We start from the raw sequence: 14,358 nt of genomic DNA on the forward strand, positions 1-14,358 counted from the left end.
GTGCCAGCGAGTGAGCTGCCAGAACTGCGAGAAGCCGACCTGGGTGGGCTGCGGCGAGCACGTCGAGCAAGCTCTGGCCGGGGTGCCCGCCGCCGAGCGTTGCCGCTGCCCGCGCTGACACCCGGCCTCCGCTCCTCCAGCACCGATCGACGCTCGCGCACCTCGACTCTCCGATTCGGGGTGCGCGAGCGTCGATCGGTGCTGTTGCGTGCGCGCGGGGCTCCGGATCAGGACCCCGGCGACCCCCTGATGACCGGCGGCTCGGCAGCCCAGCCCGGCGGCTCGGCAGCCCGGCGGCCCCGCGACCCGGCGACTCCGCGGCCCAACAGAGCGACGGCCCGGCGGCTCGGCGACCCAGCGACCCGACGGCCCAGCAACCCGACGGCTCGACGACCCGGCGACGGAGCTTCGGTGCCCTAGCGGTCGTCGAGCGCCTGACCGCGCCGGTCGACGAGCCCCCACGCCGCGCCCGCCGCGACCACGAAGAACACGGCGAACACCGCGAAGGTGAGCCCCGCTCCCCCGGCGACGAGCATGATCGGCACGAGCAGCGGGGCGACGATGGAGGCGATCCGCCCCACCCCGGCCGCCCACCCGGCGCCGGTGCCGCGCAGCGACGTCGGGTAGATCTCGGGTGTGACGGCGTAGAGCGCGCCCCACGCCCCGAGGTTGAAGAACGAGAGCGCCATGCCCGAAGCGATGATCGCTCCCTCGGCGTGCACGGTTCCGAACATCACCGCCGACACGGCCGACCCCATCAGGAACAGCGACAGGGTGAGCCTGCGCCCCCACACCTCGATGAGCCACGCCGCGACCGCGTAGCCGGGCAGCTGCGCGAGCGTGATGATCAGCGTGAAGCCGAACGAGCGCACGAGGTCGAAGCCGGCGTCGACGAGGATGCTCGGGATCCAGATGAACGCTCCGTAGTAGGCGAAGTTCACGCAGAACCAGACCAGCCAGATCGAGGCGGTGCGCAGCCGGAACTCGGCCGACCAGAGCGCGCCGACCCGGGCGCCGAAGCCGAGCCGCTGCGCCGCCGCGGGCGCGAGGCGGCCCGCAGCGCCGGGGCTCGAGGCGGTGGAATCGGGGACATCGGCGTGCTGGGCGAGCGAGGCGCGATCCCGAGCCGCCTCGACCGAAGGCGCTGCCGCCGCACCGGTCTCGGCCGCCGCTTCCGTCTCGGCCGCAGGCTCGGCGAGGGGTGCCGGCTCCGCGGGATCCGTCGTCCCAGGGCGAGCCGCTCGCCCGGATCGCGCCGAGGCCTCGAACTGCTCGACGATGCGCTCGGCCTCGGCGGTGCGCCCGCGCCCGGCCAGCCACCTCGGCGACTCGGGCAGCCCCCAGCGCACCACGAGCGCGTACGCGGCCGGGATCGCCCCCAGCGCGAACGCCCAGCGCCACCCGTTCTCGGACGCCGGCACCACGAAGTAGCCGATCAGCGCCGCGGCGGTCCAGCCCACGGCCCAGAACGCCTCGAGGATCACGATCAGCCTGCCGCGAATGCGCGCGGGCGCGAACTCGCTCACGTAGGTCGACGCGACCGGCAGCTCGGCGCCGAGGCCGAGGCCCACGAAGAAGCGCAGCACGAGCAGCAGCGCGATGCCGCCCACGAGGGCGCTGGCGCCCGTCGCCGCGCCGTAGACGAGCAGCGTGATCGCGAACACCTGTCGGCGGCCGAGGCGGTCGGCGAGCAGGCCGCCGAGGCTCGCGCCGATCGCCATGCCCAGGAACCCGACCGAGGCGATGAGCCCGCTCTCGCCCTTCGAGATGCCCCAGTGCTCGACGAGTGCGGCGATGATGAACGAGATGAGGCCCACGTCCATGGCGTCGAGCGCCCAGCCGAGCCCGGACCCCGTGAGCACGCGGCCGTGCTTGCGGGTGAAGGGCAGGGCGTCGAGACGCTGCGAGAGGGAGGGGCCTGATTCGCTCATGGTTCACATGTTAGAGGCGACCCCCGACATTCACGCGCGCCGATAGGCGAGATCGCGGATCTCGCGCCCCTTCTCGGCGCCCTTCTGCTCGAAGGCGGTGAGCACGCGCCCGTCGAAGCGATCCGACCACTCCCCCGCGAAGTCGCGTTCGAAGCCCGGCGCCGCGTCGAGCACGTCGCGCATCTGCTCGGCGTAGTCCTCCCAGTCGGTCGCGAGGCGCAGCACCCCGCCCGGCCGCAGCGCCCGGTGCGCGATGCGGGCGAAGTCGGCGCTCACGAGGCGCCGCTTCTTGTGGCGCTCCTTCTTCCAGGGATCGGGGAAGAACACCCAGATCTCGTCGACCGAGCCCTCGGGCAGGTACTTCTCGAGCAGCTCGGGGGCGTTGACCTCGGCGAGGCGCAGGTTGTCGAGCGCGGCGAGCTCGGCGCGGATCATGGTGCGAGCGAGGCCCGCGCGGAACACCTCGATCGCGAGGAAGTCGGTGTCGCGACGGGTTTCGGCGGCGTGCAGGATCGCGTGTCCCTGGCCCGAACCGATCTCGACCACGAGCGGCGCCCGCCGCCCGAAGATCTGCTCGGGATCTCCCGTCACGCCGTCGGCGACGCTCGTCGCCGCGGCGCCGTGCGGGATGTCGAGCACGTACTTGGCGCGGTGCTCGTCCCAGGCGCGCACCTGCGACGGCGTCATGCGGCCGCTGCGGCGCACGAACGAGACGGGCTTGTCGCGGAAGGTGGTGGGGTCGAAGCTCTTGTGAGGCAGGGGCTGCTGGTCGTTCACCCGTCTACGGTAGCCCACCGCCCCCGGGAGGCGCCGAGGCGCCGCGGGGGGGGCGAGGATCGACACGCGTTCGAAACACCCCGGCGGTACCATGGGTGCACACGTCGACGCGGAGGGAACGCACCATGACCAGACGACTTCTCCTGGTGAACGGCCCGAGCCTCAACCTGCTCGGCACGCGCGAGCCCGAGATCTACGGCGACGAGACGCTCGCCGACGTCGAGGCGCTCGTGTCGCGCGTGGCCTCCGACTTCGGTTTCGAAGTGCGGGCGCTGCAGAGCAACCACGAGGGTGTGCTCATCGACGCGATCCACGCCGCCCGCGAGGACTGCGCCGCGATCGTCATCAACCCCGGCGCCTTCACGCACACGTCGGTGGCGCTGCGCGACGCCCTGTCGGCGGTCGCGCTGCCGGTCGCCGAGGTGCACATCTCGAACGTGCACGCTCGCGAGGAGTTCCGCAACCACTCCTACATCTCGGGCGTCGCGCAGTGCGTGATCGTGGGCTGCGGGGTGCAGGGCTACGAGTTCGCGGTGCGCCGCCTGGCGGCGCTCACCGCGGGTTGATCCGCGTCCGCCCCATACGCGGGATCGAGTCGGCCTGTTCGTATCGAGCCGGCCCGAAATTCGCGTGAATCGTAGGCCGACTCGATACGAACAGGCCGGCTCGACGGGGAGAGGCGCCCGCGACCCGCTACGGCACCGTCACGAACACGTCGAACAGGTGCGGGTTGTGGGCGTGCACGAGCACCGCGAACACCACCGCGTCGAACAGCAGGTGCACGGTTACCACGTAGGCGAGCGAGTGCGTGCGCAGGTAGATCCAGCCCTGCACCAGCGCGAACGGCACGGTGAGCGCCGGCCCCCACGAGCGGTACCCGAGCTCCCACAGGAACGACACGAACACGATCGCCTGCAGCACGTTCGCGAGCCACGGTGGGAAGTGCCGCAGCAGCACCGTGAACACGGTGCAGATGAAGAAGAGCTCGTCCCAGATGCCCACGGCCCCGACGCCGATGAAGAGCCTGGCGATGAGATCGGCATCGTCGACCTCGGGCCAGTTGAGGTAGACGCCCGAGCTGATGAAGTACCAGGGCAGGATCAGCCAGCCCAGCACCAGCACCGCGATCAGCCAGCTCCAGTGGATCCGCCCCCAGCGCCCTCCGCCTCTCCAGGGGAACGCCGTGGCGCGGTCCCGGTACACCCACCGCGAGATCGCGTACGGCACCGCGACCGCCCCGCCCAGCGCGAGGGTGAACTTCACCATCGACCAGTCGTCGAGCTCGGCGGCGAGCGGGATCGTGCGCACGATCAGGAGCCCGATCGCGATCAGCGAGAGATCGCGCAGCAGGTTCGGCGGGCGGGCTGCGGAGCCGGATCCCCGTCCGTCGCCCGCGGGGAACGCCGGCCCGGCAGGAGCGGCCGTCGCCCCGGAACCGGCCACCGGCCCGGCTCCGACTCCCGCCCGAGACGCGGCCCCCGCCACAGGCACGGCCCCCGCCCCGCCCCGCGACACCGCCCACGCGACGAGCAGGCCGCCCGCGAGCAGCGCGATCCCGAGCAGCGGCAGTTCGGCCACGAAGAAGGCGGGCGCCGCGAGCACCGTCAGCACGGCCGCGACGGCCGGCCCGGGTCTCACCCCGGCTCCGACCGTCGCGCTTCGCATGCCACTCAGACTAGCGCCCTCAGCCCACCCGGGCGAGCGCCTTCGCGCGCCGCCGCTCGACCACCTTGCCGCGCACCGCGAACGCGATCACGAGCAGCAGCAGCGCGTAGAGCGTGATCGGGATCGCCCCCTGCACGAGCACCGAGAAGTCTCCGTTGGCGCTCATCGCAGCGTCGCGCAGGCTGGTCTCGGCGAGGGGGCCGAGCACCATGCCGATGATGAGCGGCGCGAGCGGGAAGTCGACGGCCCGCATCACGAATCCGACGAGGCCGACCGCGAGCAGCAGCATGAGGTCGAAGGTCTTGCCCGAGGTGGCGTAGATGCCGAGCGCGCAGACCATCGTGATGCCCGCGTACAGGTAGGGCCTCGGGATCAGCAGCAGCTTCGCCCAGACCATCGCGAAGGGCAGGTTGAGGATCAGCAGCACGATCATCGCGATGAAGAAGCTCGCGAGCAGCGCCCACACCAGCTCGGACGAGCGCTCGAAGAGCAGCGGGCCGGGCTGCAGCCCGTACTGGCGGAAGGCGGCGAGCATGATCGCCGCGGTCGCCGAGATCGGCAGGCCGAGTGCGAGCAGGGCGCCCATCGCCATGCCGGTCGTGGAGTTGCCGGCGGCCTCGGGGGCGGCGAGGCCGCGGATCGCTCCCTTGCCGAACTGCGGGTTCTTGCGGCGCGCGTCGAGCTTCTTCTCGAGGCCGAAGGCGAGGAAGGTGGGGATCTCGGATCCGCCGGCCGGCACGACGCCGAACGGCAGGCCGATCGCGGTGCCGCGCAGCCAGGCGGGCATCGCTTCGCGGAACTCGCGGCCCGAGAGCCAGGGGCGGCCCTTGGGCTTGATGAGCTTGCCGCCGCCGATGTGCCGTTCGAGGCACGCCACGTAGATGACCTCGCCGAGTGCGAGGATCGCGACGGTCACCGTGACGAGCGAGACGCCGTCGAACAGGTTGGGCGAGTCCATCGTGAAGCGCGGCGCGCCCGAGATGCCGTCGACGCCGATCACTGCGATCCCGAGCCCGATGAACAGCGACGAGAGACCCTTCACGGGGTTGTCGGTGACCACCGACGAGGTCGCGACGAAGGCGAAGAGCGCCAGCGCGAAGAACTCGGCGGGCCCGAACTGGGTCGAGAAGTCGGCGAGCGCGGGCGCCATGAAGACGACCACGATGGAGGCGATGAAGCCGCCGGTGAACGCGCCGATCGCGGCCGTGGCGAGCGCCTGGGCGGCTCTGCCGTCGAGCGCCATCTTGTGCCCCTCGAACGTGGAGGCGATGGCCGAGGCCTGACCCGGCATGTTCATGAGGATGCTCATGGTGGAGTCGCCGAAGAGGCCGCCGAAGTAGACGCCCGAGAACATGATGAAGGCGGCGGTCGGTTCGAGCGCGAAGGTGACGGGCAGCAGCAGGGCGACCGCCATCGACGAACCGAGTCCGGGCATCACTCCGACGGCGGTGCCGAGCAGGCAGCCGATGACCACCCAGAGCAGGTTCTGCCAGGTCAGGGCCCCGGCGAAGCCCTCGGCGAGCAGTTGCAGCGTATCCATGTCAGAACCCCCAGCCGAGAACGCCGGACGGCAGGGTGAGGCCGAGCAGCATGTCGAATGCGATGTAGGCGATCGAGCTCGCCGTCAGGCCGACGACGAGGTTGAAGACGGGGCGCCGCGACCCGAACGCCCACGCGACGCACCAGAAGAGCAGGGCCGCAGCGACGACCCAGCCGAGCACCGGCAGCAGCAGCGCGAAGCCGATGAACGAGGCGACGATCCAGGCGAGCGACCCCCAGTCGACGCCCACGCGCTTCGCCCCGCCGTCGTCGAGCGCCGCGATCTCCTCGTCGGTGAGCAGCTCGATCTCGGCGGCCGAGCGCTCGAGCCCGGCGAAGGCCTCGGCGCGCTCGCGCAGGGCGCGTACGATCAGCAGCACCGCGAACAGATACAGGCCGCCCGCGATGATCGCCGGGAAGAACTGCGGCCCGGGGAAGACGACGCCCTCGGGCACGCGCATCGTGAGGATGCCGACGAGCAGGTAGGTGGCGAAGGCGAGCAGGATCGCCGGCATGATGAGCTGCTTGAGCAGCGCGGCGTCGGGATTCGCCCTGCCGAGCTCGAGCTCCTCTCCCACGACCGCCGAGACCGCGGTGGGGTTGTTCGAATGCGTCATTGGTCCATCTCCTCGTACAGCTGCGCGATGCGCTCGTGCTCCTCGACGAGGAACGCGTCGAGTTCGTCGCCCGTGAGCACCTTCTCGGTCCAGTGGTAGCGGGTCATCGCGTCGGCCCACTCGGGGGTGTCGAGCGTCTCGAGCACCAGTTCGACGAGCGCCTCGCGATCCTCACCGCTCAGCCCGGCGGGGGCCGAGAGGGAGCGCCAGTTAGTGAGGCTGATGTCGTAGCCCTGCTCGGCCGCGGTCGGGATGTCGATGCCGTCCACACGCTCCGGCGCCACGAGGGCGAGTGCGCGCAGCCGACCCGACTCGATCTGATCGATGTTGTCGGGGTAGCCGCCCGCCGCCGCCGAGACGGTGCCGTTGAGCATGGCCTGGATGGCCTCGCCGCCGCCGTCGGAGGGGATGTAGGTGACGTCGATCGGGTGGACGCCGGCGGCGAGCGCGAGGTCGGTGACGACGAGCTGGTCGAAGGAACCTCCGCCCGACCAGGGGAGGGCCTTCGGATCGTCGCGCCAGGCCTCGACCAGGTCGTCGAGGGTCTCGTACGGGGAGTCGGCGGGCACGACGATCACATCGTACTCCTCGACGATCGTGGCGAGCGGCGTCACGTCGTCGAGGGTCGCGGCCGAGTCGAACTGGATGGTCGCGGCGAGCAGGCCGGTGCCGCCGACGAGGATGTTGTTCGGCTGTCCCGAGAGCACCGAGAGGTTGCCGAGCGCGATCGTGCCGCCCGCGCCGGGCATGTTGACCACCTGCACATTGTTGACGATGCCGTTGGCCTTCATGCCCTGCTGCATCTCGCGGGCGACGCCGTCCCATCCGCCGCCCGCGGCGGCGGGCGCGATGATCGTCATCGAGTTGCGGATGTCGGATCCGAGCGCCGCCGAGCTGATCGAGCCGGACGAGGCGACGCCGATCGCGGCGACCGCGATCGCCCCTCCGATCAGCCGCGCGATCCACCCGGACCGTCTGCGCGAGGACGGTTGCCGTTCGGGCTCCGTCGATACTGCCGTCATTGTTCACTCCTTCGTGGCGACTCCGTTGTCTCTGACCGCGATTACTAGAATGTACAGAGAAGCAGGCCGGAGCACCCTCGCGGCAGGGGTTTGTGCTCTTTGATGCTCACGACTCGGCAGTGTGGCCGTGCGGAGGGGGGGAGCGGTGGCGATCCGGATCAGACCGCTCGCGATGCGCCTCGCGATCCTGCTGCTGCCGAGCCTCATCGTGCTGCTCTCGGTGGGCCTCACGACCTCGATCGCGATCTCCGTGCAGGAGCGCAGCGTGCGCACCGCGACGGGCGAGCGGGTGCGGGAGGTGGCGACCACCCTGGCCGGGTTGAGCCAGGTGCGCGACGCGCTGCGGCCGACGGCGGGCGTGGGCAGCGCCGAGCTGCGCGCGCTCGCCGCAGCCGAGCTGCAGCCGCTCGCCGACGTCGTCGAGCACGCCGCGGGCGTCGACTACGTGGTGATCACCGATACCGAGGGCATCCGCGTCACGCACCCCACCCCCGACGAGCGCGGCAGGAGGGTCTCCACCGACAACTCGGCGGTGCTCGCCGGTGAGGAGTTCCTCGGCACCGAGACCGGAACGCTCGGCCCCACGCTGCGCGCGAAGGTGCCGGTGCACGACGATGACGGCGGCGTGACCGGCACCCTCTCGGTCGGCATACTCGAGTCGCACATCTCGGCGGAGCGCGACGAGGCGCTCGGGCTGCTGCTGCCGTGGGCGCTCGGCGCGGTCGTGCTGGGCACGCTCGCGAGCTCGCTGCTCGCCGCGGCGCTCGAGCGCCGCTTCCGCCGCCTCGACGAGGCCGCGCGCGAGCACGAGCGCGTGAGCCGCACGGCGGCGGCGCTGCGGGAGCAGACGCACGAGTTCCACACGCGGCTGCACGTCATCCACGGGCTCGTCTCGCACGGCGACACGCGGGAGGCGCTCGACTACATCGAGGGGGCCGCGCCCGTGCTGGCGGGCGGCACCGACGACGAGGTGCTGCCGGGGCAGCCGCTGCTGCGCGCCACGGCGGAGGCCCTGCGCGCCGAGCTCGGGGCCCTCGGGGCGCGCCTCGAGACCCAGATCGACGTGACCGACGAGATCGACCGCGACGCGCTGCTCGTGATCGCGAACCTGTGCCGCAACTCGGGCGAGGCGGGTGCGTCGCGGGTGCGCTGCGCGCTCGCGCAGCGCGGCGGCCGTCTGCTGGGCGCGGTGGAGGACGACGGGCCGGGCGTCGACTTCCGGGAGGCCGAGCGGATCTTCGGCCGGGGCTTCTCGTCGAAGCCGGACCCGGCGGGCGTCGGTCGCGGCGTGGGGCTCGATCTCGTGCGCCGCGCGGTCGTCGCCCGGGGCGGATCGATCGAGGTCGGCCGGTCGCGGTGGGGCGGGGCGCGCTTCTCGTTCGAGATGGAGATGGGGCGATGACCGACGAGACGATCCGCGTGCTGGTGGTGGACGACGACCCGGGGGCGCGGTCGCTGCACGGCCGCTTCGTATCGGGCACCCCGGGCTTCTCTCTGGCCGGCACCGCCGGCACCGGCGACGCCGCGGTGCTGCGGGGCCGCCGCGGCGGCATCGACCTGATCCTGCTGGACATGCGGCTGCCCGACATCAGCGGCGTCGAGGTGCTGCACCGGCTGCGCACGCTCGGCGTGCGCTCCCCCGACGTGCTCGTGATCAGCTCGTCCCGCGACCAGGTCACCGTGCGGCAGGCACTCGCCGCCCACGTGGTCGGCTACCTCGTGAAGCCGTTCACGCAGGAGGCGCTGCGCGATCGGCTGCGCGTGTACCGCGCCGAGCGGCGGGCGCGAGAGCGGAACGAGCGGGATCGGCCCCTCGCCCAGGGGGAGATCGACCGGCTGCTCTCGACGGGCCGGATCCGCGTGCCAGGCACGGCGCCCCGCCCCGCCGCTCGCCCGTCGGCGCCCGCAGCGGAGCGGAGCGCCCCGCACCCGTCACGGCTGCCGAAGGGGCTCTCGGAGGTGACGCTCGCCCGCATCGTGGAGGCGCTCGACCCAATCGCACCCCTCTCGGCGGCCGAGCTCTCGGAGCGGTGCTCGGTGTCGCGGGCCACCGCGCGACGGTATCTCGATCACCTCGTCGCCGAGGGCGCCATCGACCTCGCGCACCGCTACGGCAGGCGCGGCAGACCCGAGGTGCTCTACCGCCTCGTGCCCTCGCCCGGCGCCGATCAGGAATGAAGAAGCCCGATGTCCGAGGCGCGCGCTACCCTGTCCCCATGAGCGACCAGCAGACCGCGGCACACCCCGCAGACAGCCACGACCGCATCCGGGTGAGGGGAGCCCGCGAGCACAATCTGAAGAACGTGAGCGTCGAACTGCCGAAGCGCAGACTCACCGTCTTCACCGGGGTCTCGGGCTCGGGCAAGAGCTCGCTCGTCTTCAGCACCATCGCCGCGGAGTCGCAGCGCTTGATCAACGAGACCTACAGCGCCTTCGTGCAGGGGTTCATGCCCTCGCAGTCGCGACCCAACGTCGACGTGCTCGAGGGGCTGACCACGGCGATCATCGTCGATCAGGAGCGCATGGGCGCGAACCCGCGGTCGACGGTCGGCACGGCCACCGACGTGAACGCGATGCTGCGCATCGTCTTCTCCCGCCTCGGGCAGCCGCGCATCGGCTCGCCCAACGCGTTCTCGTTCAACGTCGCCTCGGTGAGCGGCGCCGGCGCCGTCACGCTCGAGAAGGGCGGCAAGAAAGTGAAGGAGCGCCGCAGCTTCGAGATCCTGGGCGGCATGTGCGCCACCTGCGAGGGCCGCGGCTCGGTGAGCGACTTCGACCTCGCCGAGCTCTACGACGCCGACGAGACCCTGGCGGGCGGGGCGCTGAAGGTGCCGGGGTACAGCATGGACGGCTGGTACGGGCGCCTGTTCTCGGCGCTGCTGCCGATGGACACGCCGATCCGCGACTTCACCGAGCAGCAGCTCGACGACCTGCTCTACAAAGAGCCCACGAAGATCAAGGTCGAGGGCACGAACCTCACCTACGAGGGCCTGATCCCCCGCATCCAGAAGTCGATGCTGTCGAAGGATCGCGAGGCGATGCAGCCGCACATCCGCGCCTTCGTCGATCGCGCGATCGTGTTCCACGCCTGCGCCGCCTGCGGCGGCACCCGCCTCAACGAGACCGCCCGCTCGTCGAAGATCGACGGGCGCTCGATCGCCGACGTCTGCGCCATGCAGATCTCCGACCTGGCCGAGTGGGTGCGGGGCATCGAAGATCAGGGCATGGCGCCTCTCGTCGAGAAGCTCTGCGACACGCTCGACTCCTTCGTGCAGATCGGGCTCGGCTACCTGAGCCTCGATCGCCCCACGGGCACCCTCTCCGGTGGCGAGTCGCAGCGCACCAAGATGATCCGCCATCTCGGCTCCCCCATCACCGACGCCACCTACGTCTTCGACGAGCCCTCCGTCGGTCTGCACCCGCACGACATCCAGCGCATGAACCAGCTGCTGCTCAAGCTGCGCGACAAGGGCAACACCGTGCTCGTGGTCGAGCACAAGCCCGAGATGATCGCGATCGCCGACCACGTGGTCGACCTCGGCCCGCGGGCCGGCACGAGCGGCGGCGAGATCTGCTTCGAGGGCACCGTCGACGCCCTGCGGGCCTCCGGCACCCTTACCGGAAAGCACCTCGACGACCGCGCGAGACTCAAGCAGAGCGTGCGCAGTCCCGCGGGCTCCGTCGAGGTGCGCGGGGCCGACCGGCACAATCTGCGGGGAGTCGACGTCGACGTGCCCCTCGGCGTGCTGTGCGCGATCACGGGGGTCGCGGGCTCGGGCAAGAGCTCGCTCATCCACGGCTACGTCTCGAACCGCGAGGGGGTCGTCGCGGTCGACCAGGGCGCTATCAAGGGCTCGCGCCGCTCGAACCCCGCCACGTACACCGGCCTCCTCGATCCGGTGCGCACCGCGTTCGCGAAGGCGAACGGCGTGAAGCCGGCGCTCTTCAGCGCGAACTCCGAGGGGGCGTGCCCCGAGTGCAAGGGGGCGGGCATCATCTACACCGACCTCGGCATGATGGCCACGATGGAGAGCGTGTGCCAGGTGTGCGACGGCAAGCGCTACGACGCCAAGGTGCTGCAGTACACGCTCGGCGGCAAGAGCATCGCCGACGTGCTCGATCTGTCGATGGCCGAGGCGCTCGCGTTCTTCTCGTCGCCCGAGTCGAAGATCCCGAAGGCGGCCAAGATCCTCGAGCGCCTCGTCGACGTGGGGATCGGCTACATCAAGCTCGGTCAGGCCCTCTCGACGCTGTCGGGCGGCGAGCGGCAGCGGCTCAAGCTCGCGATCCACATGATCGAGGACGCCGACGTGTACGTGCTCGACGAGCCCACGACCGGCCTGCACCTCGCAGACGTCGAGCAGCTGCTCGGGTTGCTCGACCGCCTGGTCGACGCCGGCAAGAGCGTGATCGTCATCGAGCACCATCAGGCAGTCATGGCCCACGCCGACTGGATCATCGATATCGGCCCGGGCGCGGGTCAGCAGGGCGGCACGATCGTGTTCGAGGGATCGCCCCGCGACCTCGTCGACGCCCGCTCGACCCTCACCGGCGAGCACCTCGCGCAGTATGTAGCCGCGTCGTGAGAACGCGCCAGCGTTCTCACAGCGGCTCGTGCCGCCCACGGCGGCAGCCCACGGAGCGCGGCGAGGGGTAGCCCGCTAGCTGTAGTTCCTCGTGAGGTTGTGAACACGATCTGACGGTGTGAGACCACCGATCCCGGTATGGGGTCGGTGATGATTGTAGTGATGCAGCCAAGCGTCGTATGTTGCGGCCCTGGCTGCATCACTCTCATACATGCCGGCGTACGCCCACTCTGCTGCGAGCGTGCGGTTGAAACGTTCGACTTTCCCGTTCGTCTGTGGCCGATACGGGCGCGTGCGATGATGCTTGACTCCGGGGCCGAGCGCGCTCGCGAACGCGTGGGATCGGTAACAAGACCCGTTGTCTGTCATGACAGCGGTCACCACGATTCCAGCCTGGGTGAAGAACTTACGCGCCCGATCCCAAAACGCTGCCGCGGTCTCTTTCTTTTCATCGTTCAGTATCTCGGAGTACGCCAATCGCGAGTAATCATCGACCGCGTGATGTAAGAACGCGTAGCCGCGCGAGGATGCTGCGCCAGTACGTGCCGCACGGTCACGAGCACTGCCCGCTTGACGATCTTGCGCGGATCCGCGTCCGTGCACACGCCATCCGCCCCCAGTGGGAATACGGCCGAGTTTCTTGATATCAACGTGCACGAGCTCTCCCGGGATCTGTTTCTCGTACCTCATGATGCGAGGCTTCCTCACGGGAAGACCGGTCGCGCGGTCAAGATGGGCCAGATGCGGCATTCGATATCGGTTCAAGACCCGCTCGATCGTGGAACGCGGGATACCGAGGTGGTAACTAATGCGATGCGGCCCCCACTGACGGGTGAAACGCAGACTGATGATGCGATGCTCGCGTCGTTTCGAGAGGCGATTGGGTGAGGTGTGCGGGCGTGAGGAACGATCCTGGAGGGTGTCATCGGCCCGGTATCTCGCAGCCCATTTTGCAGCGGTCGCGGGTGACACTTGGAACCGTTCCGCGGCACGGCGGATGGTCCATCCCTGATCGACAATCAATACTGCGAGACGTTGTCTGCCGATAGGGGTGAGGGGTGCGTTAGCGTGGGGCATGAAGACCTCCGGTTGAGGACGTGTGTGTGGTAACCCACATCCTGCCGGAGGTCTTCTTTAGTCTGCTACGCGTTCACAACGTCCCAAGGAACTACACCTAGCGGTCGGCGGGTTCGCGGCGCGTGGCCTTGTCGCGGTACATCTCGCGGTCGGCGTTCGCCACCACGTGGGACAGCTTCTCGTCGGGTTGCCACTCGACGAGCCCCCACGACCACGGGTGCGAGCTGTGCTTGTTGAGCCGTTCCATGACCCGCTGCCCGGTCTCGACGTCGGTGTCGGGCAGCACGAGCACGAACTCGTCGCCGCCGAGCCGGGCGATGACGTCGCTCTCGCGCAGCTGCGCGCGCCACTGGCCCGCGAGATCGCGCAGCACGTGGTCGCCGGCGCTGTGCCCGCGGGTGTCGTTGACCTGCTTGAAGCGGTCGAGGTCGATCATCGCGACGCTGGTCGGCCGCTCGGCGCGGGTGGCGCGCGCCCGTTCGGCGTAGGCGCGGTCGACGAGGCCCTGCCGGTTCAGCAGCCCGGTGAGGATGTCGACGTGCGTCTCGCGTTTGAAGCGTTTCTGGGCGTAGATGCCGGCTTCGAGGCAGAGCCAGACGAAGAGCAGGATCTTGATCAGGTTTCTGCCGCCGTAGAAGACGTCGGTGCCCGTGTGCCCGAGCACCGCGGCGGTGAGCACCGCGATCAGCACGCCCGCCTCGATGATCCTCGCGGCGGCGGGGCGCAGGAAGATGCCGAGGTAGAGCGCGAGCACCGGCATCTGGATGACCGATCCGATGGTGTTGGTCGGCACGCGCAGCAGCGTGAAGTCGAGCACCATCATCACGCCGTTGGCGGTGACGATCACGAGGGCGGGCCAGAACCCGAAGCGATCGCCGAGCACCAGGAACCCGAGGGCCGCGACGGCCGAGAGGATCATGAGCGTGACGATGATCGGGTAACCGAGTCGCGGGCCGCCCTCGAGGAACAGATCGGAGCAGAGCAGCACCGTGAAGACGGCGCAGAGGGCGGCTGTCGCCACCGAGTACATCGTGCTGCGCTCGCGCACCCACGCGAGCAGGTCTTCCGCCCTGCTGATCGTACCCACCTCCACACCTTTGAGACACGTGTATAACATCTCCATTCTAGGAGATGAACGCGTCTT

General features: G+C 70.2%; 12 protein-coding genes. 4 read left to right on the forward strand and 8 right to left on the reverse strand.

Features of this window, described 5'->3' with window-relative positions; translation table 11 throughout:
• Positions 1-416: 416 nt before the first annotated feature.
• Both Leucomu_RS10860 and trmB read right to left on the reverse strand, forming a co-directional pair.
• Positions 417-1,931: an MFS transporter gene (locus Leucomu_RS10860; RefSeq protein WP_128387238.1), complete on the reverse strand. Its 1,515-nt coding sequence runs from the start codon at positions 1,929-1,931 to the stop codon at positions 417-419.
• A 30-nt stretch (positions 1,932-1,961) separates the two neighbouring features.
• The gene (gene trmB, locus Leucomu_RS10865) at positions 1,962-2,708 is read right to left on the reverse strand and encodes a tRNA (guanosine(46)-N7)-methyltransferase TrmB (protein WP_017883403.1); all 747 of its coding nucleotides are present in this window, start codon (positions 2,706-2,708) and stop codon (positions 1,962-1,964) included.
• 125 nt (positions 2,709-2,833) lie between these two features.
• On the opposite strand from trmB, the gene aroQ reads away from it, so the two are divergent.
• Entirely contained in the window at positions 2,834-3,274 is a 441-nt protein-coding gene (gene aroQ, locus Leucomu_RS10870) for a type II 3-dehydroquinate dehydratase (RefSeq protein WP_031289793.1), read from the forward strand.
• 127 nt (positions 3,275-3,401) lie between these two features.
• On the opposite strand, the gene Leucomu_RS10875 is transcribed toward aroQ, so the two are convergent.
• From Leucomu_RS10875 to Leucomu_RS10890, 4 genes are read right to left on the reverse strand one after another with little or no spacing between them, the layout of a single operon-like run.
• Positions 3,402-4,373 (reverse strand): CPBP family intramembrane glutamic endopeptidase, encoded by a 972-nt coding sequence (locus Leucomu_RS10875; RefSeq protein ID WP_128387239.1) that lies wholly within the window; start codon positions 4,371-4,373, stop codon positions 3,402-3,404.
• Between the two features lie 19 nt (positions 4,374-4,392).
• Complete coding sequence (locus Leucomu_RS10880) at positions 4,393-5,913, reverse strand: tripartite tricarboxylate transporter permease (RefSeq protein WP_017883406.1); 1,521 nt, start codon at positions 5,911-5,913, stop codon at positions 4,393-4,395.
• Position 5,914: 1 nt separating this feature from the next.
• Positions 5,915-6,529 carry a tripartite tricarboxylate transporter TctB family protein gene (locus tag Leucomu_RS10885; protein WP_017883407.1) on the reverse strand — a complete coding sequence of 205 codons (615 nt, stop codon included), beginning with the start codon at positions 6,527-6,529 and terminating at the stop codon, positions 5,915-5,917.
• A complete protein-coding gene (locus Leucomu_RS10890; RefSeq protein ID WP_017883408.1) occupies positions 6,526-7,551 on the reverse strand; it encodes a tripartite tricarboxylate transporter substrate binding protein in 1,026 nt (341 codons plus the stop codon). The genes Leucomu_RS10885 and Leucomu_RS10890 overlap by 4 nt, the downstream gene beginning before the upstream one ends.
• A 145-nt stretch (positions 7,552-7,696) precedes the next feature.
• On the opposite strand from Leucomu_RS10890, the gene Leucomu_RS10895 reads away from it, so the two are divergent.
• The 3 genes from Leucomu_RS10895 to Leucomu_RS10905 are packed head-to-tail and all read left to right on the forward strand — an operon-like array spanning position 7,697 to position 12,137.
• Positions 7,697-8,953 carry a sensor histidine kinase gene (locus tag Leucomu_RS10895; protein ID WP_017883409.1) on the forward strand — a complete coding sequence of 419 codons (1,257 nt, stop codon included), beginning with the start codon at positions 7,697-7,699 and terminating at the stop codon, positions 8,951-8,953.
• Positions 8,950-9,729, forward strand: coding sequence for a response regulator transcription factor (locus tag Leucomu_RS10900; protein ID WP_128387240.1), 780 nt, complete (start codon positions 8,950-8,952; stop codon positions 9,727-9,729). The genes Leucomu_RS10895 and Leucomu_RS10900 overlap by 4 nt, the downstream gene beginning before the upstream one ends.
• Before the next feature lie 38 nt (positions 9,730-9,767).
• Entirely contained in the window at positions 9,768-12,137 is a 2,370-nt protein-coding gene (locus Leucomu_RS10905; protein WP_128387241.1) for an ATP-binding cassette domain-containing protein, read from the forward strand.
• A 75-nt stretch (positions 12,138-12,212) separates the two neighbouring features.
• On the opposite strand, the gene Leucomu_RS10910 is transcribed toward Leucomu_RS10905, so the two are convergent.
• Both Leucomu_RS10910 and Leucomu_RS10915 read right to left on the reverse strand, forming a co-directional pair.
• Positions 12,213-13,214, reverse strand: a complete 1,002-nt coding sequence (locus tag Leucomu_RS10910; RefSeq protein ID WP_128387242.1) for an IS481 family transposase — start codon at positions 13,212-13,214, stop codon at positions 12,213-12,215.
• Between the two features lie 97 nt (positions 13,215-13,311).
• On the reverse strand, positions 13,312-14,301 hold the full coding sequence (locus Leucomu_RS10915; RefSeq protein WP_164884542.1) for a GGDEF domain-containing protein: 990 nt from the start codon (positions 14,299-14,301) through the stop codon (positions 13,312-13,314).
• Positions 14,302-14,358: the final 57 nt, after the last annotated feature.

The organism is Leucobacter muris (assembly GCF_004028235.1).
Classification (GTDB): Bacteria; Actinomycetota; Actinomycetes; order Actinomycetales; family Microbacteriaceae; genus Leucobacter; species Leucobacter muris.

What these genes read in the sequence shown, in the direction of transcription:
- Leucomu_RS10890 (WP_017883408.1), bottom strand. Translation starts at nt 7,551, where the DNA reads ATGACGGCAGTATCGACGGAGCCCGAACGGCAACCGTCCTCGCGCAGA.
- Leucomu_RS10900 (WP_128387240.1), top strand. Translation starts at nt 8,950, where the DNA reads ATGACCGACGAGACGATCCGCGTGCTGGTGGTGGACGACGACCCGGGG.
- Leucomu_RS10880 (WP_017883406.1), bottom strand. Translation starts at nt 5,913, where the DNA reads ATGGATACGCTGCAACTGCTCGCCGAGGGCTTCGCCGGGGCCCTGACC.
- Leucomu_RS10905 (WP_128387241.1), top strand. Translation starts at nt 9,768, where the DNA reads ATGAGCGACCAGCAGACCGCGGCACACCCCGCAGACAGCCACGACCGC.
- Leucomu_RS10860 (WP_128387238.1), bottom strand. Translation starts at nt 1,931, where the DNA reads ATGAGCGAATCAGGCCCCTCCCTCTCGCAGCGTCTCGACGCCCTGCCC.
- Leucomu_RS10910 (WP_128387242.1), bottom strand. Translation starts at nt 13,214, where the DNA reads ATGCCCCACGCTAACGCACCCCTCACCCCTATCGGCAGACAACGTCTC.
- aroQ (WP_031289793.1), top strand. Translation starts at nt 2,834, where the DNA reads ATGACCAGACGACTTCTCCTGGTGAACGGCCCGAGCCTCAACCTGCTC.
- Leucomu_RS10885 (WP_017883407.1), bottom strand. Translation starts at nt 6,529, where the DNA reads ATGACGCATTCGAACAACCCCACCGCGGTCTCGGCGGTCGTGGGAGAG.
- Leucomu_RS10875 (WP_128387239.1), bottom strand. Translation starts at nt 4,373, where the DNA reads ATGCGAAGCGCGACGGTCGGAGCCGGGGTGAGACCCGGGCCGGCCGTC.